Source organism: Metamycoplasma faucium (assembly GCF_045160055.1).
GTDB classification, from domain to species: Bacteria; Bacillota_I; Bacilli_A; order Mycoplasmatales; family Metamycoplasmataceae; genus Metamycoplasma; species Metamycoplasma faucium.
In genome coordinates, this window is the sequence record NZ_CP088155.1 from 638,417 (window position 1) to 661,760 (window position 23,344).

The 23,344-nt window shown below is 22.2% G+C and carries 14 protein-coding genes and 2 tRNA genes; 3 read left to right on the plus strand and 13 right to left on the minus strand.

The annotated features are described in order from the left end of the window. Positions 1 to 121: 121 nt before the first annotated feature. Positions 122 to 5,200: a leucine-rich repeat protein gene (locus LQ356_RS03025; RefSeq protein ID WP_405311422.1), complete on the minus strand. Its 5,079-nt coding sequence runs from the start codon at positions 5,198 to 5,200 to the stop codon at positions 122 to 124. 27 nt (positions 5,201 to 5,227) lie between these two features. Then, positions 5,228 to 6,004, minus strand: coding sequence for a hypothetical protein (locus LQ356_RS03030; RefSeq protein ID WP_405311424.1), 777 nt, complete (start codon positions 6,002 to 6,004; stop codon positions 5,228 to 5,230). Between the two features lie 278 nt (positions 6,005 to 6,282). Here LQ356_RS03030 and LQ356_RS03035 point away from each other — a divergent pair, with 278 nt between their 5' ends. Further along, the gene (locus tag LQ356_RS03035; protein WP_405311426.1) at positions 6,283 to 6,759 is read left to right on the plus strand and encodes a hypothetical protein; all 477 of its coding nucleotides are present in this window, start codon (positions 6,283 to 6,285) and stop codon (positions 6,757 to 6,759) included. Between the two features lie 444 nt (positions 6,760 to 7,203). On the opposite strand, the gene LQ356_RS03040 is transcribed toward LQ356_RS03035, so the two are convergent. Both LQ356_RS03040 and LQ356_RS03045 read right to left on the minus strand, forming a co-directional pair. After that, positions 7,204 to 8,271, minus strand: a complete 1,068-nt coding sequence (locus tag LQ356_RS03040; RefSeq protein WP_405311428.1) for an alanine/ornithine racemase family PLP-dependent enzyme — start codon at positions 8,269 to 8,271, stop codon at positions 7,204 to 7,206. 6 nt (positions 8,272 to 8,277) lie between these two features. Further along, positions 8,278 to 9,918 carry a hypothetical protein gene (locus LQ356_RS03045; RefSeq protein ID WP_405311430.1) on the minus strand — a complete coding sequence of 547 codons (1,641 nt, stop codon included), beginning with the start codon at positions 9,916 to 9,918 and terminating at the stop codon, positions 8,278 to 8,280. 56 nt (positions 9,919 to 9,974) lie between these two features. On the opposite strand from LQ356_RS03045, the gene LQ356_RS03050 reads away from it, so the two are divergent. After that, positions 9,975 to 10,061 (plus strand) — tRNA-Leu (locus LQ356_RS03050). 3 nt (positions 10,062 to 10,064) lie between these two features. Continuing rightward, a tRNA-Lys gene (locus tag LQ356_RS03055) sits at positions 10,065 to 10,140 on the plus strand. Between the two features lie 175 nt (positions 10,141 to 10,315). Here LQ356_RS03055 and LQ356_RS03060 read toward each other — a convergent pair. The 9 genes from LQ356_RS03060 to LQ356_RS03100 all read right to left on the minus strand — a co-directional run bounded on the left by LQ356_RS03060 (position 10,316) and on the right by LQ356_RS03100 (position 23,327). Next, the gene (locus LQ356_RS03060; RefSeq protein ID WP_405311432.1) at positions 10,316 to 11,335 is read right to left on the minus strand and encodes an IS30 family transposase; all 1,020 of its coding nucleotides are present in this window, start codon (positions 11,333 to 11,335) and stop codon (positions 10,316 to 10,318) included. 121 nt (positions 11,336 to 11,456) lie between these two features. Next, entirely contained in the window at positions 11,457 to 11,999 is a 543-nt protein-coding gene (locus LQ356_RS03065) for an isochorismatase family cysteine hydrolase (protein ID WP_405311434.1), read from the minus strand. A 123-nt stretch (positions 12,000 to 12,122) separates the two neighbouring features. Then, the gene (locus LQ356_RS03070; RefSeq protein ID WP_405311435.1) at positions 12,123 to 13,139 is read right to left on the minus strand and encodes a hypothetical protein; all 1,017 of its coding nucleotides are present in this window, start codon (positions 13,137 to 13,139) and stop codon (positions 12,123 to 12,125) included. Continuing rightward, entirely contained in the window at positions 13,139 to 13,630 is a 492-nt protein-coding gene (locus tag LQ356_RS03075) for a hypothetical protein (RefSeq protein ID WP_405311436.1), read from the minus strand. The genes LQ356_RS03070 and LQ356_RS03075 overlap by 1 nt, the downstream gene beginning before the upstream one ends. Positions 13,631 to 13,946: 316 nt before the next feature. Then, a complete protein-coding gene (locus tag LQ356_RS03080) occupies positions 13,947 to 14,957 on the minus strand; it encodes a hypothetical protein (protein ID WP_405311437.1) in 1,011 nt (336 codons plus the stop codon). After that, on the minus strand, positions 14,957 to 17,368 hold the full coding sequence (locus LQ356_RS03085; protein WP_405311438.1) for a hypothetical protein: 2,412 nt from the start codon (positions 17,366 to 17,368) through the stop codon (positions 14,957 to 14,959). The genes LQ356_RS03080 and LQ356_RS03085 overlap by 1 nt, the downstream gene beginning before the upstream one ends. Then, complete coding sequence (locus LQ356_RS03090) at positions 17,361 to 20,936, minus strand: hypothetical protein (protein WP_405311439.1); 3,576 nt, start codon at positions 20,934 to 20,936, stop codon at positions 17,361 to 17,363. The genes LQ356_RS03085 and LQ356_RS03090 overlap by 8 nt, the downstream gene beginning before the upstream one ends. After that, a complete protein-coding gene (locus tag LQ356_RS03095; RefSeq protein WP_405311441.1) occupies positions 20,936 to 22,654 on the minus strand; it encodes a hypothetical protein in 1,719 nt (572 codons plus the stop codon). Before LQ356_RS03095 ends, LQ356_RS03090 begins: the two co-directional genes overlap by 1 nt. Then, complete coding sequence (locus LQ356_RS03100; RefSeq protein WP_405311443.1) at positions 22,632 to 23,327, minus strand: ATP-binding cassette domain-containing protein; 696 nt, start codon at positions 23,325 to 23,327, stop codon at positions 22,632 to 22,634. The genes LQ356_RS03095 and LQ356_RS03100 overlap by 23 nt, the downstream gene beginning before the upstream one ends. Between the last annotated feature and the right edge of the window lie 17 nt (positions 23,328 to 23,344).

Below are 23,344 nucleotides of genomic sequence, written 5' to 3' on the forward strand. Positions count from 1 at the left end.
AACTGACCAATTAAAAGTATGTTTAATAGTATTTAATAAATTTTATTGTAAAGATATAAAAAATAAAACTCACAAGTAATAATTGTGAGTTTTAAGTGAAATTATAAATTATTCCTAAAAATTAATCACCAAATATATAGTCCCCTAATTGAGCATTTGGGAATATAGATCTAGGATTAAGGCCTAAACCAGAAAGAGAAGATTTATAAAATGCAAATCTTTGTACTTCCTTAACATTTTGAGTATTAATAAGTGATGTAATTCCTTTAATTTTTGAAAAAGCGGAATCACCAATTTCAACTTGTTTAGAATTGAAATCAATATATGAAAGTCCTGAAAAAGTTGAATTTGCAAATGCATAATTATCTATTTTAGTATTTTTATAAAATTTTAAATTAAATGTAGAAGGAAAATTGCAATCTGCAAACGCACTATCACCTAATTCAACCAAATTACTAAAATTACAATATTTTAATTTAGTTTTAGTAAACGCTCTTTGTTCAATTACTTCAATATTATTTAAATTAATTTCTTCTAAAGAAGTACATTCTGCAAAGGTATATCTATTAATTTTCTTTAATTTATTTGATAAGTTTACATTTTTAAGAGAAGAACATCCATCAAAAGCAAATTCTTCAAGCTCTTCAATATTAGCTAAATTAATTTCAGTAAATTTAGCACAATTTCTAAATGCAAAACGATCTATTTTTTTAATCTTAGATAAGTCTAAATTTTCTAAAGAAGTACAATTTTCAAATGCTCCTAAACCTATTTCTTCAATTTTATTATTAAGCTTTACATTAGTCAAACTCTTGCAATCTTTAAAAGTATTATTAGGAATTTTCTTAATATTTGTTTTCGAAAAATCCACTGAATTTATATTTTGATTTTTTTCAAATACATATTCACCCATAGTCTTTAAATTTTTAAATACTATATCTTTTTTGTTAAGGTTTGTATTTTTAAATGCTGAACTGCCTATATTTTCCAATATTTCAAAATCAATATCAACTGCAGAAGTGTCTTTAAATGCTTCATATCCAACGTCAGTTAAAGTCTTTTTAGGATTTAAAATATGAACCATTTTTGCATTAGCAAATGCACTATCTCCTATTTTTTTAACATTATTTATGTTTAATTCTAACTTATTTGTTTGCTGAATTCCTTCAAAACAGTTTGCAGGTATTTCAATAATATCATCATGTAATTTTATTTTTTCTATACCATTAGTTAAATTTTCACATTTAGAAAATGAATATCTAGATAATTTCTTACACTTATCAATATTTACATTTGATAATTCTGTGCAACCTTGGAAAGAAGAATCTCCAACTTCAACATCTTTATTAAATTTATTTAATGATTTTAAATAATAACAATTATAAAATGCATAATCACCAATAATTTCAATATTTCTTAAATCAATGTTAGTTAAATTTATGCATTCTTTAAATGCTGAATGACCAATTTTTGTAATTTTGCTTAAATCTATTCCATCACTTTTTAGACTTGAACATCCATAAAATGTTTCATCCTTAATTTCAGTAATTGTTGAACTTTTAAGTTTAAATTCTCTAAGAGAATTACAATTATAAAATGCACCTTTCCCTATTGAATTTCAATTTCCATCATTTTCAATTTTAGTTAATTTTTCTGCATATTTAAATGCATATTCATCTATATCTTTTAAATTGTTTGCACCATTAAGTTCTTTAATTTCAGAACTAAGGAATGCTTCTTTACCAATATATGTTGTTAGTTTTGTATTTAAAATAGATATGTTAGAACCTCTAAAAGCTCCTTCTTCAATTCTTGTTACATTTTTTAAATCAATAGGTTTTTCTTCACTAAAGCATTTTGCTTCTTCAAATGCTCTTGCATTAATAGTTGTTATTTTTTCACCTAAATTTAAATTTAATGATTCATCACAAGAATTAAAATTCCTTTCACCTAAATGAGTAATGTTATCTAAATTAATATTTTCAAACTTAACATTTTCAAATGTTCTTAAACCTAATTCAGTAAATTTATCAGGTAAAGTGATACTATTTAAACTTATTAATTTATTATTAAGTGAAGCATTTCAAATATTTTTATTTAATTGATCAATAGATTCAGTTAATGTTAAATTTGAAAATCTATTATTTTTCTTGCTTTCACCATAGAAAAATAGCTCTCTTAAATCATCACAATTTGTTAATGCTTTACCAATTTCAAGTTTTTCAATTTTTTTAACTCTTGAAAAAGAACCATCATCATCTTCATCTTCACCAAGTCTTGTTGCATAATGAAGTTTAGATAATGAATCGCAAACTTTTAAATGTTTAATTTTTGCTTGATCTAATGCTTTTCGATCAAGTTCTTGAATGCCTTCATGGAATTGTAATTTTTCAACATCAATTTTTGCTAATGATAATGATGGAACTTTAGCAATATCTCCAAACACAGAAATAGATCTAATGCGTTTAATGTTGGTTAAAATATCATTTATACCTTGATATTCTAATAATTTACCGATTCCAAGTGCTTTTACTGTTGCATTTTTAAATGCAGTTTTATCAATAAATGCTGCTGTTTTAGGCATTTTAATTGCATCAAGATCACACTCTGCAAATGCTTCTTCACCTATAGATGTTAATTCAGATGGAAATTGAAGATTTTGTATTTTTTTGCAAGATTTAAATGCAAAATTACCAATTTCTTTTACATTTGTAAAATCATTTGAAACAAATTCGCTACATTGGTAAAATGCATAGTCACCAAAAGAAGTTATATTTATAGTATTAATATATATTAAACTTGAGCAATTTTTAAAAGCGTTGTTAGGAATTTTTCTAACATTATTATTTTGAAAATTATCTACTTTCTGTAAGTTCTTGCAATTTTCAAAAGCCGAAACTCAAGTATCATTTTTTAATGATTTTAGATCAATTTCTTTAAGATTTGAATTTTGGAATGCTGCTTCGCCTAATGATTCAACATTTTCCAAGTTTGCAGTTTCTAATGATTGAGTATTATAAAATGCAAAATTACCAATATTTTTAATGTTATCTAATGTAATATGTTCTAAGTTAGTACAGTTATAAAATGCTTCATTTGCAATTTCATCACATGCTAAAGTAGAAACTTTATTAAGTTCTATACAGTTTTTAAATGCTTTAGCGCCAATTTTTTGAATATTAACATTATTTATATATTTTAGTTTAGATGCATTTTCAAATGCTGATTCACCAAGATTTATTATTTCTTGTGAACCTTCAACAGTTTCGATTTTTGATCCGAAAAATGCTCTTTTACCAATATTTTTGGTTAGTTTAAGATCTAATGTTGAAATATTTGAATTTTCAAATGCTGACTCTTCAATTTCAGTAACATTTTTAAGATCTAAAGGTTTATCTTTAGTAAAACAATTTGTATCTTTAAACGCCCTTGCATTAATGGTTGTTAGTTTGTCACTTAAATTTAAATTTAATGAATCGTCACATGAGTAAAAATTGTTTTCACCTAAATGAGTAATATTTTCTAAATTAATATTTGAAAATTTAACATTTTTAAACGTATCAATTCCAAGCGAAGTATGTTTTTCAGGAATTGTTATTTTATTTAAATTCATTATCTTATTACCAATTGATGAATTTCACATATCTTTGCTTAACGAATTAATAGAATCAGTTAATTTTAGCTCAGTAAATCTACTAATTTCTTTATTTTTTCCATAGAAAAACAGTTCTCTTAAATCATTACATTTAGTTAATGCTGAACCTATTTCAAGAGTTTGTATTTTCTTAACATTAGAAAATGAACCTGATGTATCACTTAAAGGATTTGAAGGATAATGCAATTTTTCTAAACTATCAGCAATTTTTAAGTGATTAATACTTGCAAAATCAAGAGCATTAGCTTCAATTTCTTTAACTCCTTCTTCAAGAGTTAATTTATTAACATTAAGTTCCGCTAATGAAAATGAAGGAATTTTTTCAATGTTTCCTTTAACTGTTAAGTTTTCAATTGAACTTAATTTTGTTAAAACCTTATTAATAGTTTTATATTCAAGCAATTTTCCTATTTTTAAATGAGAAACTGAAGTTTCAGAAAATGCCAAATCATGTAAACTATCAACTTGATCAAACATATCTAATTCTGAAAAATTACATTTTGCAAATGCGTTCTTATCAATAGATTTTAATATTGAGTTAAATTTAACTGTTTTTAATTTTGATGCTTCAAAAGCAGATTCTAAAATTTCTAAAACATTTTTTAAATCTATTGTAGTAATATTTGAATTAAGAAATGCTCTCTTACCAATTTTTGTAATTGTTGAAGAAAGATTAATATTTTTTATATTAATTCCATTGAAAGCATCGTCTGGAATTTCTGAAATAGTATTTAATATATCAACTTGATTAATTTCACTAAATTTCTTTAATTGCATTCTAATAGGATTAGCTAATAATGCTTTTCCTATTAAAAGTTTTTGAATATTTAATTCATTAAATATATTGTTTTTAGCATTTTTTAATTCATCATTTAAAGTTAATGAGTTTAAATTTAAACCTGAAAAAGCATCTGTCGAAATTGATGATGCTTTATTAGTATCAACATTTTTAATTTTATCTAGATTTTTTAAGGCATCATATGATAATGATAAAATACTATCTTCTAAAGTTAGATTTTCTTGATTTCATTTTGCTTTTCATTCTTCAATTGAATAAGTTTCTTCACCATATTTAATTTTAACATTTGGTTTTAAGTCACTTGTTCCAATAATATGTGATTTGTCCTTAATTCAAATCTCTTCTAATGAATTCATATTTGAAAATGCATTTTTACCAATCAAACCTGTTGACTTAGTTATTGTTACTCGTTTAACATTTTTAAATCCTCTAAATGTATTCTCATCAATTTCTTTTACATTTTCAGGAATGTTAACTTCAGTTATATTTTTGTCTTTATATTGTTTAATTGCTTCAGGAGTTAATTTAGAACTATTTCTTAAAATTTCATCAAATTCTTTTTGATAATCTCGATTATTAATTATTTTTTTGCCTAAATTCTTAGCAGCTACTGCACCTGCAGCTATAAATTGAAGTGAAGCAGCAGTTCCTAAAAAACCTGCCAATGCTTTTATTGTCTTTATTTTTTTGTTTTTTTCTTTTTGAAGATTAAGAGTTTTTTTATTTCCATTGTTTTGAATAGACATATTTATCCTTCCGTTTGGATTTATCAATTATTTTTTAATTAAAACTAATACTAATAAAATGATACTTAATGCAATCATCACGGTTAAAGTTGTGAAAAAAATTCATGCTTTAACTTGAAATTTTTTATTCAAGTTTGCATCTACTTGAGTTTTAATGTTCATATCTTCATAAATTGATCTAGCGGTTGAAAGTTCAATTTTTTGAGTTCCGAATCCAGTCATTGATTTAATGAATGGTGAAGACTTTGTTTTACCATCTTTTGATATGGTGTAGTAAATATCTAATTTATTTTCATTAACTACAGTTTTAATGATTTCAACTTGAAAACCTGGTAAATCAGCTTTTAAATCATTAATTACAACTTCATCAATTGCTTTTTGTGTATTAGACAAAATAAATTTAGCATCTTTAGCTTTATTATCTAAATCTAAAGCAGTTACGGCCATTGCCATAGTTGCTTCAGAAGCTTGACTATTTACTGAAATAGGTGAAATCAATTTATTTTTTTCAAGTTCATCAATAATTACTAAATTATTAATTTTCAATTTTGATATTTTATCCGCAATTAACATTGCTTGTTTAAAAAGAGTGAACCCACGATAAGAACCATCTTTGTGAAAATAAAGAATGGTTTTTTCTTTTAAATTTTTAGCTATATCAATATAAGCTTTTAATGCTAATGTAAATTCATTGAATTGCTTTGCTGGGGTTTTTACTCCCATTTCATTAAAGAAAAAAACAGGAGTTTTAGTTGTTGCATTTAATCTTTGCATAATGTAGTATTTTTTTACTGTTTCTGGCATTTTTTTATTCCTTTTTTGTAAGTTTTATTTATTAATAATTTAAACTTATTATTAAATCTAAAAATGATAAATGAAAAAAAAAAAAAAAAAACACTTATTACTTTAATTAAGCAATAAAATGCAAAAAATAATTCAAAACATGCAAAATAAAATGCAAATCAATTTTTTATTTAGATTTCTTAAAATTTTCCAAAGTTTTCACAAAGTTTTACCAAAGTTTTCTCAATTTTGGAATTTCTTATTTATCTTATATTAGAATGAAAATGTATGGAGGAAAAATGAAATACAAAAAACTAATGCTAAACCTTGAGCATAAGCATCAAGAAAAATCATTAATTAAACTTACAAAAAATTATAATGATGTAGAATGTTATTTAGAAGAAGATGAAAATGATTCAAACATCAAATATGGAATTATTGTATTTGATGAAAATAACAAAATCATTAAAAATGATAGAGGTAAAATTGTGAAACAAAATGAATTTCAACAAATAGTTCTAATGGCAATTGACAAAATCAATATAAAAATTGATAAAATGGATGCTGATTTTAAAAACTTTAAAACATTTGTGATTGAGCAATTTGCAGAACAAAAGAAATTCAATGAGTTATTTTCAAAACGTTTAGATTCTATTGAAAATAGATTAGATTCAATTGAATATAGACTTACAAGATTAGAATCGTTTCATGAAAAAGATATTAAAAATTACGAATCATTTCATGAACATGAAAAAGATATTAAAAAAAATAAATAATACTTATTAGATAATTAAATAACAATTAATAGTTAATGCAACATTGTAATGACCTTATAATGTTGCATTTTCTCAAAATTTTCCAAAGTTTTACCAAAGTTTTCTCAATTTTGAAACAAAAATACTTTTTATAAGTAGAATGAAAGTGTAAGGAGGAAAAAATTAACAATTTTAAAAAAATAGATATTGAGAATACTAAAAAATTTGCTGGTGGATTTGCAATTTCTGCTTTCATAACAACATTAGTTAGCACAATAATACCAACAGGAATTAGTATTATAAGTTCGTTGGTTGGGCTTGGTAAATCAGTATCATCACCAAAGGGTGAAATTAAAACCAAAGACTTAAATTATAAATGAGACAATTCAAGTGATAACTCATCAATAAATTCAGCCTTTAGTTATTGTATTTAACTTACATAAGCCATAGATTTAATCTATGGTTTTATTTTTCAAAAATTTTTTCAACATATTTTGAATTAAATAAATATAAAAGCGAACCTCAATCTAAGTCAAAATTTATGATATCGCCAACTTTATAATTATGCTTTGAATCATTAGCATTAATAATTAAATGATCTGTTGAACCACCTAGTATTTTTAAATCTTTGTCAATTGGAATCATTGCATCGAACATAGTATCAAGTTTACCGATACCGACAATTATTCTTTTGATATCACCTATGTCTTCAAAATAAGGCTTATGACCGAAGGCATCAATACCACACTTACCAACCGGAAGAGAACTTTTATAATCAACTTCAATTACTTCTGCTTGACATCTAAACGCATCACGAAACATACCTTTTATCGTTTTACGATACATATCTTCAGTTCCAAATATCATCGCAAATCCCATTCTTAAAAAATTTATTTCTTTGGGCATTCTATTTTCTCAAACGAGATGTAGACTTAATGAATTGCCTCCGGACATATGACTTAATTTTATATTATATTTTTGTTCAATTTTATGCTTTAAATCCACAAATATTTGCATGGCTTCATCAGAAGGAATTCTTGCTCCATAGCAACCGAAATTACAACCAAGACCAATTAATTCAACGCCTTTTAAATTGATAATTTGATCAACTGTATATAAAGTTTCTTCCGGTAGAACCCCTTCGCGCCTATCACCTAAATCAACCATTAGAACAATTTTGTGTGGTTTTAAATTTTGATTAAGACAATATTTGCTAATTTTTTGAATAACATTTAAATCACCATTTAAACTTGAATCACATTTTTTAACAACATCTTGTATTTCAAAAATTGATGGAATACGTAAAAGTTGTTTATGTCCCTCAATATCACTATAAACATCAAAATTCTCAAGCCTTGAGTCACCAAAATACTTAATTCCGCACTCTGAATAAAGTTCAGCCATTCTTCTATTACCACAAAAACCTTTAGTAACCGCTAAAACATCAATATTATTTTTCTTACAAATATCAATTGCAACTTTAACATTATTTTTAAACTTAGTTTCATTTATTATTAGTCGTGGATATTTCATAAGCCTCTATTTCTTATCATTATTTTCAATAACTTTGAATTCTAAAGTAACTTTTTTGCGTAAATCTTCAAGAATATAAACATCATATCCAAATAAAAACTTTTTAAAAAATTGTTTTACTTTTTTAAAAAGTGTAGTTTTTGTTCTAGTGGTTTCACAAACATTAAAAATTGCGCAATTATATTCAAATGAATATTTAATGGTAACTCATTCATTAGTGTTAAAATCAATTCTACAAATATATTTTTCACGATCATCCTTAATATTTCTTAAATCGGTTATATTTGTAATATCATGAAAATTAATACTATTTTGTAAAAACATTTTTGTTTCAAAAGCATCTATATTTTCATTAGCAACAGGAATTGAAAAACTATTCAAATAAATTTTAGGTAATGATTTAGATTGGAGTTCAAACATATTTGATAATTTTAAATTTTGAGTTTTTAAATAATTTAACATATCAGAAAGTATTGAAAGCATTAACATACTATCGCTAATATTTACCATATCGTTTTTAATATAAAATTTATTATTTTCCGAAAAATATATTGTATTATTCTCCAAATTATTAAAATCTAAATTATTTAAAAACTTATGTTGATAATTAATGTTATAACGATTTGATAACATATGAAATATTTCTAAGTCAAGAGAATCGGAACAAATTAAATTTTGAATTTGTGAATAATTATCATTAGTTGGATAACTATTATTTATATAGTAAAAATAAACAGAATAAATTATTAAAGGATCAACTAATGTATATTTACTAATGATTCCTTTAGATTTTTTTTCATATAAATATAATTTTTGATAATCATATGAAAATTTACAAATATAGTCATAATTAGAAGCTAGATATATATTTTTACGATTTATTTCATAATCATCTACATTTTTATTATTAATAAAAGAATATGAAATATCATTTCATCCTAAAATTTTTTTTACAAAAGGTTTAATAGTTGGTGAGGGATAAATACCTAAATTTAAAATTTTATTACCTAATTGATTAAAGTTAAAATTCATAATAAAATCGGCATATTCATCTAATAATTTATCAACATCAAAATAAATTGGCCTATCCATAAATGCTTTAATCAAGAAAGGATTTAGTTTTTGATAAATTTCATATATATTTAACATTTCAGTCGATGAAAAATTATTAGCTTTATTGTCCAAAAAATCAATGTTGTAAAAATCTCGATTATTAAATTTAGAAAAATATATTATTGCATCTAATTTTTTGATTTTCTTAATTGAAAATAATAAAAATTGTTTTGTGACTGCAAAATTATTATTGAAGCAATATGCATTAAATCCATAAGCATTTAAAACTTGATTCATATATGAAAGATAATTATCGTCTGTAGTAAAATATTCATCAGCACAGATCAAAACGTTTAATTTTCTTTGGATTTTTTGGTTAATCACTAAAAAAGAAACGAAAGCTTTCGTTATTGCTTTAATTGTAACTTCATTAAATTTGTTATTACCAAATCCTTTTTTTGCAACAAATTTATTGTCAATTAATTTAATTTGATTAAAAAATGATTCGTCATTATTTTTTTCATATTTTGTAATTGCTTTTATAGCATTTTTATTTTTTTCATAGTATTCATATCATTCATTAAATTTATTCATAGTAATTAAATTATAAATAAAAAAAATGTTATATAATAAATACGCATTTTTAAAATGCCCGAGTGGCGGAATGGTAGACGCTGAGGACTTAAAATCCTCTGACTGTAATGGTCGTGCTGGTTCAAGTCCAGTTTCGGGTACCATATGCGCCCTTAGCTCAGGCGGTAGAGCAAATGGCTTTTAACCATTGGGTCAGAGGTTCGAGTCCTCTAGGGCGTACCATTTCAGGAAACTGATAAACAAAAAGAGCATTTAGCTCTTTGCTAGAAAGTAATATGAAGTGCAACACTATGTGCTTCATATTTTATTTTATCTTTTTTCAAAAATTCATGTACTAAAAAATTAAAAAAATATGTTAAAAATAAACACATAGTGTTTTGAAATTAAATATTAATAATTATTCAAAAATCTTATTGTAAGTTTCAATTAAATTTTCCTTGTAATATTCTAATGAAGAATTTCAGTTCAATATTTTTCTACGTTTATAATTAATTTCTAATGTTACTTCTTTAATTAATTCAGGATCAATTTCATTAAAATTAGTTCCTTTAGGAAAATATCTTCTAAATAAACCATTTCAATTTTCATTGGTTCCCTTTTGTCAAGATGCATATTTGTCTGCAAAATATATGCATATATCAAATTTATAAGCTAATAATCCTAATTTTCTAAATTCAAATCCATTATCAGTTGTAATTGATCTAACAGGAATATTGTTAGAACCTATAAGTTTAGAAAGAATTCTATTTAAATTATCTGGATGTTTTCCTTTTATCATTGCTGTATAGCAAAATCTAGTTTTTCGTTCAACAAATGTAATGATATGATATGCACCACGAACATTTCTACCACAAATAAGATCTAATTCTCAATGACCAAACTCAGATCTATCATTAATTTCTTGTGGACGAGTTCAAATTGGCTTTACATATTTAGCTCCAACTAATCTATCAATTATATTTGTATTTGCTCTTTTTCCACCCTTTTTATAATATCTTCGCAGTAATTGTTTCCGTTGTATAGCTCATTTTCCTGAATTTATCCAATTAAAAATTGTTTTAAGCGAGGGGATCGGGTAATTAAAATTATTTTTAATATAAAAATAAGTATTTTCAACCATTCATTTTTTACCATCATATAATGCTACAAATTGATTAGTAAAATCTTCATATTTTTCATATATACGACGATCTCAAAAATAAAACTTGTGTTTATGTCTACTCATAGCTTTTGTATCAGCTATTTCAGGATTGTATTCTAAATTAAAGCAATCAAAATTCCTTTTGATTTCTCGTGATATGGTTGAAGGACTTTTTTTAATTTCTTTAGATATTTTCCTAATGGAGTAATTTTTACTTAAATATTCTTTTATTAGAATTCTATTGGTATAATTTAAATGATTATAATTATTAATCATGAGTAACCGCCTTCTGAAGCAAAATGGTTGCTCTTTTTTTATATAAAAATGCAACCCTATAAATTATCTCATAGTGTTGCACTTGATATTACAATGTAGCAAAGAGCATTTAGCTCTTTTTTTATTTGTCTTTAAAAGCTTTAATTATTATTCCAGCTTCTTTCATTAAAGAAAGAGCAAAAGAATGATATTTATTTGCATTATGATCATCGGTATCAAAAGTTGCGACTAAATCTTCGTAAACAATAATTTCTTTATCAACTAAAATTTTATTGAAATATGTTTTTAATGAGATGGCAAATTGCAAAACACAAATATCAGTACAACAACCTACAATTTCAATGCTATCATATTTAGATATTTCATTTATATCAATATGATGAAATGCATTAGTAGTATTTTTCAAAACTATTTTTTTAACGTATGGTAATAATTCACTAACTATTTCAGCTTCTTCTGTTTGCACTAAACAATGTAACGGATATTGCTTCATCTCAATATCATTTTTTGAATGCGAATCACAAATAAATAAATTATTAATTTTTTTATTGATATTTAAATAATTTTCAATATTTGGAATAATATTTTTAATTAAATCACTAGATAGTGGTCCAATTTTTGTGAATCCATTTAACATATCAATAACACAAATTACTTTTTTCATAAGGTTTCTCTTTCCGTTTAAATTTTTAAAATAATTTAATTTATATATACTCTTTAATAACTATTAAAAAAATTAATAAAATTATTTAACAAATTCTTTTAAATTTATAAAAAGGATAAATAATTAATCTCCATGTTCTGATAATGTAAATTTATCTACTTTTGAGGGAGGAGCATCAAAAGGTTTTTCAAAATCATATTCAATTATTTCAAAACGATAACTCGCAAATTTAAATGTGTTTACATTTCCATATTCTTTAAGATAATTTTGGTCAATATCACTTAGACCATAGTCAAATGATCTTTCATAGCGTAAATGCAATAATTCATTTGGTGAAGAATATTTATTAAGCCCTCTAAGAGATTCAAATTTAATTTTTGGTTTTCAATCACCTTTTCCTTGATAAATTTGTTCTCCTGCAGGATATGTCATAAAATGCTCATTTTTATAATAAGGTTTAGGTATTGAAAATATTTCACGAATTTTTTGTTTTTCACTTTTGTATGTTGTTGAAAATGATGAAGTAATATTTATTTTTGAATAATATGTTTTATTTATATTCATTTTATTTAATCAATTTCATGTAGTGAATCCAAATGAAATCTTTAAATTTAAATTAGGAATATTAAATAAATTAAATATTTGTTCAAGTGCATAATTTCCTAACCTCATATAATATGATTGCGCATTCATTCCTCTTGAAAAATCAAATTTAACTTCTTTTACATAATATAAATCAATAGGATCCTCTTGAATTTTAGAATTTTTATATTCAATTATTTCTCTTGAAGCATATTTTTTCATAATTTTTTTAAAAATATTAAATTTATGTTGAAAGTCGTTATACCATTTATCAACAGACTTAAAAAATTCTTCAGTAAAACGATATGCTTTTATTAGCTTTTTAGGATCTTTTCACAAGTTTTTATTTACTTCTACTTCTTTAAAATATTCATCTTTCATTTGAAATTGCTCAAAATCATCAAAAACATATTTCTGTTTATCAATATATTCTTTTTCATATTTTTCAGCTAATTTTTCATCTTTTTGTTCTTGAGTTTCTTCGTGAACACATCTTGAAGAAATTAATGGTAAAGTTGACATTAAAGTAAAAGGTGTTAATAAAAATAATTTTTTCATTATCTTTCTCCGTTTCTTGTAACAAGTTTTGCATTTAAATGTATATATTTAATAATAAATTTAGTAATATCACGTGAATTTTCAAAATAATGTTTTTCATTATCTAATTCAATATTTCACAAATTAAAATATTTTAAATCCATTAAATATTTATGTCCATTGTTTATATAAAAGATTTTTTCTGTTGAAGGTAAAATAAGTTTTTGTAATATTGCACGATAATTATTCGTAATAGTAGTTGGATCATTAAAACCTAGTTCATTAATTAACATTTTAATTCCGTGTGAAGTTAACGTACTTTCAATTCCGACAATTGTATATCTAGTTTGAGGTTTAATCCCTTCTGTTTTAATTTTTCTTAAATATTCCCTAATTTCTGTATCATCTTTGAAAGTAAATAAGGATGAATATGAATTATTTAATTGATATATCAATGAATTATTTTCAGTTTCTTTGTATTGAATAAAATTTTTAAATTTAAATAAGTTCAACCCTTTTAAATTAAAATAATTTAAATAATTATCAATATAATTAATTTTCCTGTTTGTAGCAAAATCCTTTTGTTTTTGAATTAAATTACTACTATTTACTATTTTGTTTGGAATAATTTTATTTGGATCAATACAATCAAAATAATCACCGTTATTTATATTTTTATTACTTATATTAATAAAATTATCATCATTTTTATAAAAAGCGTACTATTTTTATATATATTTATTAAAATTCTAGAGTTTTAATTGATATAAATTGTATCTTTTAATTGCTTATTAAAGACTAATTCAAATAATTTAAAATTATAAAATGTTAATCTCCATGTTCTGATAATGTAAATTTATCTATTTTTGAGGGAGGAGCATCAAAAGGTTTTTCGGAATCATATCCAATGATTTCAAAACGATAACTTGCAAATTTAAATGTGTTTACATTTCCATATTCTTTAAGATAATTTTGGTCAATATCACTTGGGCCATAATCAAATGATCTTTTATAACGGAAATTTAATAATTCATTAATTTGCATTCCTTTTTTTAGCCCTCTAAAAGATTCAAATTTAATTTTTGGTTTTCAATCATCTTTTCCTTGATAAATTTGCTCACCTGCAGGATATGTCATAAAATGTTCATTTTTATAATAAGGTTTAGGTATTGAAAATATTTCACGAATTTTTTGTTTATCAGTTGGCCAATATATATATTTAAATATTGATGTAATATTTATTTTTGAATAATATGTTTTATCTATATTAGCATTAATTAAATCATCTCAACTCATAAATTCAACTGATAAATTTAAATTTAAATTTGGAAGGCGAAAAATTTTTTTTATTCATTCATCGGTAAATAATCTAATACAATGCAATTGTGGATTCAATCCTCTTGAAAAATCAAATTTAATTTCTTTTACATAGTATAAATCAATAGGATCTTCTTGAATTCTAGAATTCTTATATTCAATTATTTCTCTTGAAGCATATTTTTTCATAATTTTTTTAAAAATATTAAATTTATGTTGAAAATCATTGTACCATTTTGTAAAATTATCAATAAATTCAGATGTAACGCCATATGTTTTTATTTTATTGTCATAACGCCATATGTTTTTATTTACTTCTACTTCTTTAAAATATTCATCTTTCATTTGAAATTGCTCAAAGTCATCAAAAACATATTTTTGTTTATCAATATATTCTTTTTCATATTTTTCGGCTAATTTTTTATCTTTTTCTTCTTGAGTTTCTTCATGAACACATCTTGAAGAAATTAATGGTAAAGTTGACATTAAAGTAAAAGGTGTTAATAAAAATAATTTTTTCATTATCTTTCTCCGTTTCTTGTAACAAGTTTTGCATTTAAATGTATATATTTAATAATAAATTTAGTAATATCACGTGAATTTTCAAAATAATGTTTTTCATTATCTAATTCAATATTTCACAAATTAAAATATTTTAAATCCATTAAATATTTATGTCCATTGTTTATATAAAAGATTTTTTCTGTTGAAGGTAAAATAAGTTTTTGTAATATTGCACGATAATTATTTGTAATAGTAGTTGGATCATTAAAACCTAATTCATTAATTAACATTTTGATACCATGTGAACTTAATGTACTTTCAAGCCCAACAATTGTATATCTAGTTTGAGGTTTAATCCCTTCTGTTTTAATTTTTCTTAAATATTCCCTAATTTCTGTATCATCTTTGAAAGTAAATAAGGATGAATATGAATTATTTAATTGATATATCAATGAATTATTTTCAGTTTCTTTGTATTGAATAAAATTTTTAAATTTAAATAAGTTCAACCCTTTTAAATTAAAATAATTTAAATAATTATCAATATAATTAATTTTCCTGTTTGTAGCAAAATCCTTTTGTTTTTGAATTAAATTACTACTATTTACTATTTTGTTTGGAAGAATTTTATTTGGATCAATACAATCAAAATAATCACCGTTATTTATATTTTTATTACTTATATTACTGAAATGATCATTATTTTTATAAAAAAGTGGATTATTTTTATAATAATAGGTTTTTATAATATTGTCATTTATACTTAATTTTAATTCACTAAATATATTTTTTAAATTCATGTCACTTTTTCAATCATTTCAATTGGCATTTTCTTTTTTATAATATGTTTTTAAATCATTAAATTTGAGACCTATTTCATTTTTTGAAGTATTATTTAATTTTTTTTCTATAAATTTATTTAACTCACTTTCGAAATAATTTCACAACATATTTTGCATAGTTAGATCATGTTTCAAGTTTTCAAAATATTTCTCAATGTTATTTCTATCTTCTTCATTAATCATTATTTTTTTCATTGAATATTTTAATAATGAATGAAACATATCAAATTTATTTGATTTATTCATAAATTCATTCTTAAGATTATTCATTTTATTCTTAAAATTATCTTTATCAAATTGAATATTGATTTCAATACCAAAATTATTATATGTTCATTTGTCTTTTTCAAGTATTGTTATTATATCTCATTCTGTAGGATCATTTTTAGCTGCTAAAGTAAGGTTTTTAAAATCTAAAAATTTTCCTTTTAATTTTGCAAAATGATCTCAATAAGAATAATAATAATATTCTTTTTGTATACTTCCGTGTGGACCTCTATTTGGATGTTTTTTATAATTAGGATTTTTAATTTTCCTTTCTTTTGTGTCTGAATAATATTTTTTGAAATTTTTATTTACAAATTCTTTGGAAAGATTAGGATTTTTTAAGAGTTCTAAATCATTAAAATATTTTTCTATTCATTCTTCATCAACATATTTATAAATTTCTGTTCTATCTTTATTAATTATTCATTCATCCTCATTATTTGAAGAAAATTCTTCAAAATATGCTTTGCCATAATCACGATATTTCATATTATCCATTCTTGGAAGTTTTAAGGTAATTTTATAACGTTTCTTTACAGCTTGATTGGTAAAATCCATAATTGCATTCGTAAATAAATTAGTAAAGAAATTATCTATATTACCTTTATAAGATAATAATCTTTCATTACCATCTTTATCTTTTAATTTTAAAGTGTCACGAATATATGTTTCTTGAAGAACGTTTTTATTATAAATATCATTCATTAATTCATTTATATCACTTGGATTATATGGATTGTAATATTTATCTTTTACAATACCATTTGAAGAATACTCAAGTTTATAAAATACATTTTCAATAATATCATCCGTTGCATTTTTAATAATACTATTTTTAGCATCTTCTTCATCTCTAAATGGTTGATTACGATGATCATAATATCGTTTAACAATTGCAAATTCTGGTAAATATGATCTTATTACACTTGATAAATCATCTGTATAATTCCCGTAAATATCTTTATAAGCTTTTTTAAATTTAGAAAAATTAACTAAATTTAATTTGTTTGAATTCATATCAATTTCGCCATCATAGTTTTTATATTCTTTTTTGCCTATAAAATGATTAATATTTACTTTATTTACTAAATATTTAACTATTTCATCTTTAGAATTAAATATCATTTCTTTGCCATTAATTCTAATAACATATTTAGTTTTTACATTAGTAATATTTTTATGGTTATCTATTAATTTATTTTCAATTTTATTAGAATTAGTTTTATTAACAACTTTAAGATTGCTAGTTTTAGTTGATATTAATGATATCGGTAAAGAACTAAGCGTAATAAAAGATGCAAATAATATTTTTTTATTCATGTTTCTTACCTTTCTTTGCTTTTAAATAATCTTCTACTGATTTAATGAATTTTTTACAATATGCAATAACTTCTTCAATTGTTTTAAATTCTTTATCTTTATATTTAAATTTATAAGTTTTGTTTTCTTGTATTACTTTTTTAGTTATTGACAAATATTGAATTTGCATCAAATGTTTAACAGCAGCTTCAAAAGATGGAAAATAAACTCTCACATTTTCATTATTTAGAATACTATAAATTTGTGTTTTAATTATTTCTTGCAATTCATTATATTTATTATTTTCATTAAACATTTTTTGCGACACTAATTTTGATAAAACATTAAATTTATTAATAAATATTCTTTGTAATTTTTTAATATTATTAATATCATATAAATAAGTATCATTATCATTTTTTAAATTACCATCAAATAATAATAATTTTTTTAATTCTTGATAATTATCATCTTTATTAATATTATTAATTATTTTAATTAAATTTTCTAATTGATTTTTATTAGAATTATTCTCACTATCAACTTGATCTATTGGTATTTTTTGATCATTTATTTTAGGAAGTTGCATTAACACCGTAGGTTTTAATTCATATAAAATTGAATCTTTTAATTTTTCAAATCCATCTTTGATATTACTAATATCATTAATTTTGCCAAAAATATTAATTTTACCAGCTTGTGATTTATATCATTTTTCTAAATATGTAATTTCTTTAGCTTCTTCTTTAGTTAGAAGTTTATTTATTAAATCATCTAATTTTGAAAAATATTTAAATTCCTCCCCTGATTTTGTTTGTTCGAAGGAATAACAATATTCAATATTATTTTCTTTCAGAAAATCTTGATCATTATTAATCAATGCATTATAAATTAAATCTTTCTCCAAAGATGAAGATTGGTGATATTGATATTTTTTCCCTTTATAGTAATAATAATCTGTACTAAATTCAGGCATAAATTCAATTGGATCTAATAATTTCGCTTTTGAAATTGTTGCAGTTTCTTTGGTATCAAAACCTCATCATTTAGATGTAGTTATGCCTCCATCTCATATATATTGTGAATTAGGATTGCCAGTTTGACTATAAATATAATCATATTGTGTTTTTTCACCAATAAATTGAGTAATAATGGTAAAAATAATATCAATAGCAGCCGAAGCTATTGCAACTGCGGGGATAGATGAAAAAATACCTAAAACAGAACTTGCTAAGCCATGAATAGATTTTACAATATTCAATGATTGATTTAATCCTGCAGATTGAATAGAAAATACTAATTGACTAATCGATCCTAATGTGTTGGTAATTCCATTCAATACATTAGCACCGACATTAAATTTATTTAATAACTCTTCTTTTTGTGCTTTATATAATAATGTTTTAAATCCCAATTTTTTATATGTTATCGTCTTGGAATTAATGTATTTTTTTAATTTATTTTTATCAATATTTTGAATTTCTTTTTCTAATGTTTTTATATGATTTTTATTGTTAAATTTTAAATTCTCTAATGTTTTTATTTTTTTTGCAGCATTAGATGAAGATGAATTATTATTATAAAATTCTGTAATAACTTGCTTATAATAATTAAATGCAAATATATGATTTTTCATTAATGTTTTATTGCTATAAAGTTTAGAAAAATCAACATTTTTTAAACTATTTAAAAAATTATTTCTTAAATAATTATTCATCGATTCGGCTGATTCATAATTATAATATTGCAATACATTAGAAGAAAGATTTTTTAGTTCATCCTCAGAATTTGTTGGCTTCTTATTTTCCATATATTGGCCTGTATTATTATCAAAAATATAATTTGATTCTTGAAGAGATCTTAATGAATATTTATCATATAATTTTTCTAATTTTTTATAAGTATCATCATTATTAATAGATGATTTTTTTAATAACTCATCAATTCTAAAAGGCAAGGCAGAAGATGCATTCATTGCATTAGTGGTAGCTAAATTAATAGTTCCAATGGCATTAATTACATTATCACTATTTGTTAATTTGCTAATAAAAAAATCATTATTTACGTCTAAATCTAATGAATAATCATCTAAATTATATGCTTTCACTAAATTAATTTTCTTTCCTTGATTATCTATATATAAATCGCCTAAAACATTATTTAGGTAATTATTCATTATATTAATTAAATTTTTAAAATATTTTTTGAATAATGAAATAAGCGTATCAGATGCACCATCTTTAGCAAAATATGCTAATCCAGAAAAATATAAAACATTTAATTGGTTGAAAAACGTCCCTCTTTTTCCAGTTTTCATAAATTTAATAATTTGTTCGAATTTTTCTCATAAGTTTGAATGTTTGGCATCACTAATATGAAATGATTTCAAATAATTTTTTAGTATTTCCGCTTGATCAATTAAAGGTAAAAAATTGAAAATTGAAAAATTATTATTAAATTTTTCTAATAATTCATTTTTTTTGTTTGGATTATTATTTATTTTCTTTTCTAATAAATAATTATTAACAGTCATCATTAAATTTGAAACAAATTTGTTTACAATCTCTTTGTATACCGATTCTTTATATCCTATAACATTTTCATTTCTTTTATGCTTAGACCATTTACCATAATTTCTAAAATCTCTAATTTCATCACTAGGAGTTTTTAAAATATAATCTCCATAAAAATTAGCTTCTTCATTTTTATCAACATCAACTAAATATTTTTTATTTCCTTTAGTTGATTTTACTTTGATAATTGAAGAACCTTTTCATTCTGTTTTTGCAAAATGTTTTTCAACAAATTCATTAACATCATAAATTTGCCCTTTTCATTTTATATATCTTTTTACATTATTGCTTATAAAATCTTTTAATAAATCTAAATTAAAATCCCCATTATTTTTTTGAAAATTAATGTCAGAAATACTTCCATTCGGAATATTAAATCTTTTATATCGCTCATTGGTTAAATTATATAATTCCTTGAACTTTTCCATTCTTTCATTTTCAGTAGGATAATGACTTATTATATTATTATAATTTAATATTATTTCATTAATAATACTTTCTTTATCTGTGTAAAATTTATTATTAAATTTATAAATTTTTGCGCTATTAACATATGAAAGTTTAGCATCAATTTCATTATCATAAGCAACATTATTTTTTCCTAAATAAATTCTAGTATTGCTATCTAAATTATTAAAATCCATTTCACTTAATTGATTTGTTGTTAATGGCAAATTTGAATTGTTTTCATAAAAATTATTTTTCTTAAGTAAATTTACATTGTGAGTCTTTATATTATTGTATAAAAATTTGTTCAAATCTTCTTCTGAATCAAATTGTTTATTTATATTTTTAGCATAATAAATAGTTCTTTCATCATAATTCATTATTTGTTTAATATTACTTTTTATATAATTTTCAAAATCTGATGTATTTTTGAAATAACTATCATTAAAATAAAATCCTTTAGAATTATCTTTTTTACCTATTGAAACAATTCCAATAATGCTTGGAACAATTGCTATTGGTAATAATGTCCCTAATAAAATTGATGTAATTTTATGACTTTTTTTCATTATATTTCTCCTTTAATTGATTTGAATGTAGTTATAGGTACCATAGTTGCAATTATTAATATAAATAAAAAAGTATAAATTAAATTAAAACTTGAATCTAATTCTAAAATCGGTATTAAAATGTCTTTATAATATTTAGTTATTGATGAATTAGACATAAGTTTGATTTTTTCAATTGTATTAAATTGATTACTAAATGAGTAAACATCATTAATAATATTATTAATTTTATTTAATAAACTTGCATTTTCTTCGATAAAATTTTCTCAGTCATTTTGATTATTTATTCCGTCAAAAACTTTTTGAAAATCATTTAAATTAACATAAAACCTTGTTGATTTATTATTATTAAAAAATACTTTATCTCCTATGATATTAACAAAATGTTTTTTTAAATATAATTTATCAATATCATTTATTTTATTATCTAAATCATACTCATCATTATCTATAATATTTTTTTCAAAATAAAAATTAGCATTTTTTATATCAATATTTAAATATGCATTAAAAGAATGAATGTGATAAAATTCATTTAATAAATTCCAAAAATCTAATCCAAATTTTTTAATTATTAAATTTTGTAGCTGCACATTATTTTTTAATATATATTTTCAATCTCTTCTTAAATATTGAATATCATTATCATTTTTTCCTGATAATATTTCTATTGATTTAATTATTTTTGAAGAAAGCATTAATTTATTTCATTCTAATTTTCCAATGGCATTTCTAACATTATTAATTGTGTCAGAATCAAAATTATTTGCATATATTTTATTATTTATTAATTGTAATAACTCATTGTTTTTATATGAAATAATTGGTTTAGTATATAAATCATAAATGAAATAATCATTATTGTTGTTTCACTTCTTATTTTCAACAATACTTTTAATATGATAATTTGAAAATTTTGAATTTAAAACTTTCGTTGGATCATAATTACTTAAAAAACTTTTCTTGAATGTAGAAATTGAAGCGAAATAAAATGTGTTAACTAAATCAAAATAAGGATAATGATTAATTTTATTTTCATATGAATTTTTAGCAACATAATAATCTTGATTTGGTTTATCTTTAGAAACTTCAACGATTTTTGATAATTCAGAAAATGTTTTATTGTATCTTTCTCTATTTGAAAATGTTTTTAATAAAATAGGCAAACTAATAGAACAAACAACTAATGTGACATTAATAATATTTTTGTATATTAATTTTTTAGAAAAAGTGCTAAATAATGAAAACATTCAAAAAAATGCATTAAAAACAATTAAATCACTAATAAATATTGCTAAAAAATAAAGAAAATTATTTAGATTGTTTTTAAAAACAACAAACATAAATAATGTAGTAATAATTGCAGTCAATAAACTAAATAAAGAAAAAATAGTAATTAAAAATAAGTATTTTGAAATAAATATCTTTCTACTATTAGAGTAAAGAGAATTTAACATTTGATCATATTGATTTTTCTTAGAAGATATAAAAAAGAAATAGCATAGCCCAAAAGAAGATAAAATGACTATACTATAAACAATAAAATAGATTATTCAATTATAACTATATAATAATGATTGATTAATAAAAAATGGCCCAACAGAAAACAAACTTAAACATAAAATAATTTCAATAGATACTAAAATTTTATTTTTTAAAAAATAAAGAGCATGATTTTTATATAAGTTTTTCATCTTATTCGTCCATTCTTTTTTCATCATTTATTTTAGAATTAGTAATTTTTCCCTCATTAATAAAAGTGATATAGTCAACATAATCCTTAATTTCAGTACTATAATGACTTGAAATAAAAATAGAACTGCCATCATTTGCAATATTTCTTAATTTTTTATAAATAAATTTTCTAGCATCAATATCTAAATTTGAATCAGGTTCATCAAGAAAAACAAGTTCCGGTTTTAACAGTTCTATTAAGACAATTGATATTTTCTTTTTTTCTCCAGACGAAAGTAAATTAGGGTTTGATTTAATTTTATCTTCCAACCCATATTCTTTTAATTTTTCAATTATATTTCTAGTGGATAAATTTTTATTATTAAAAAAATAAAAAAAGTTTTCAATATATTCTAATACGTTTCATCAAGTAGGAAATGAAAGATTCGTATTAAAGTACAAAAAACTTTTTTTTGTTTTGACTAAATTAATGTTTTGGTTTTTAAAATAAATATCACCAGTATACTTTTTATCATTGCCAGAACAAATATTAAACAATGTGGATTTCCCTGCACCATTATGTCCAATGATTACATGAAATGACTTTTTAAATAATTTAAAAGAAACATTATCTAATAGAATTTTATTTCTTATTGATTTAAAAATATTATGCGTTTCAAAAATAACTTCTTCATTTTTAATATTTTTAGAATCCATATATTAATTATATATTA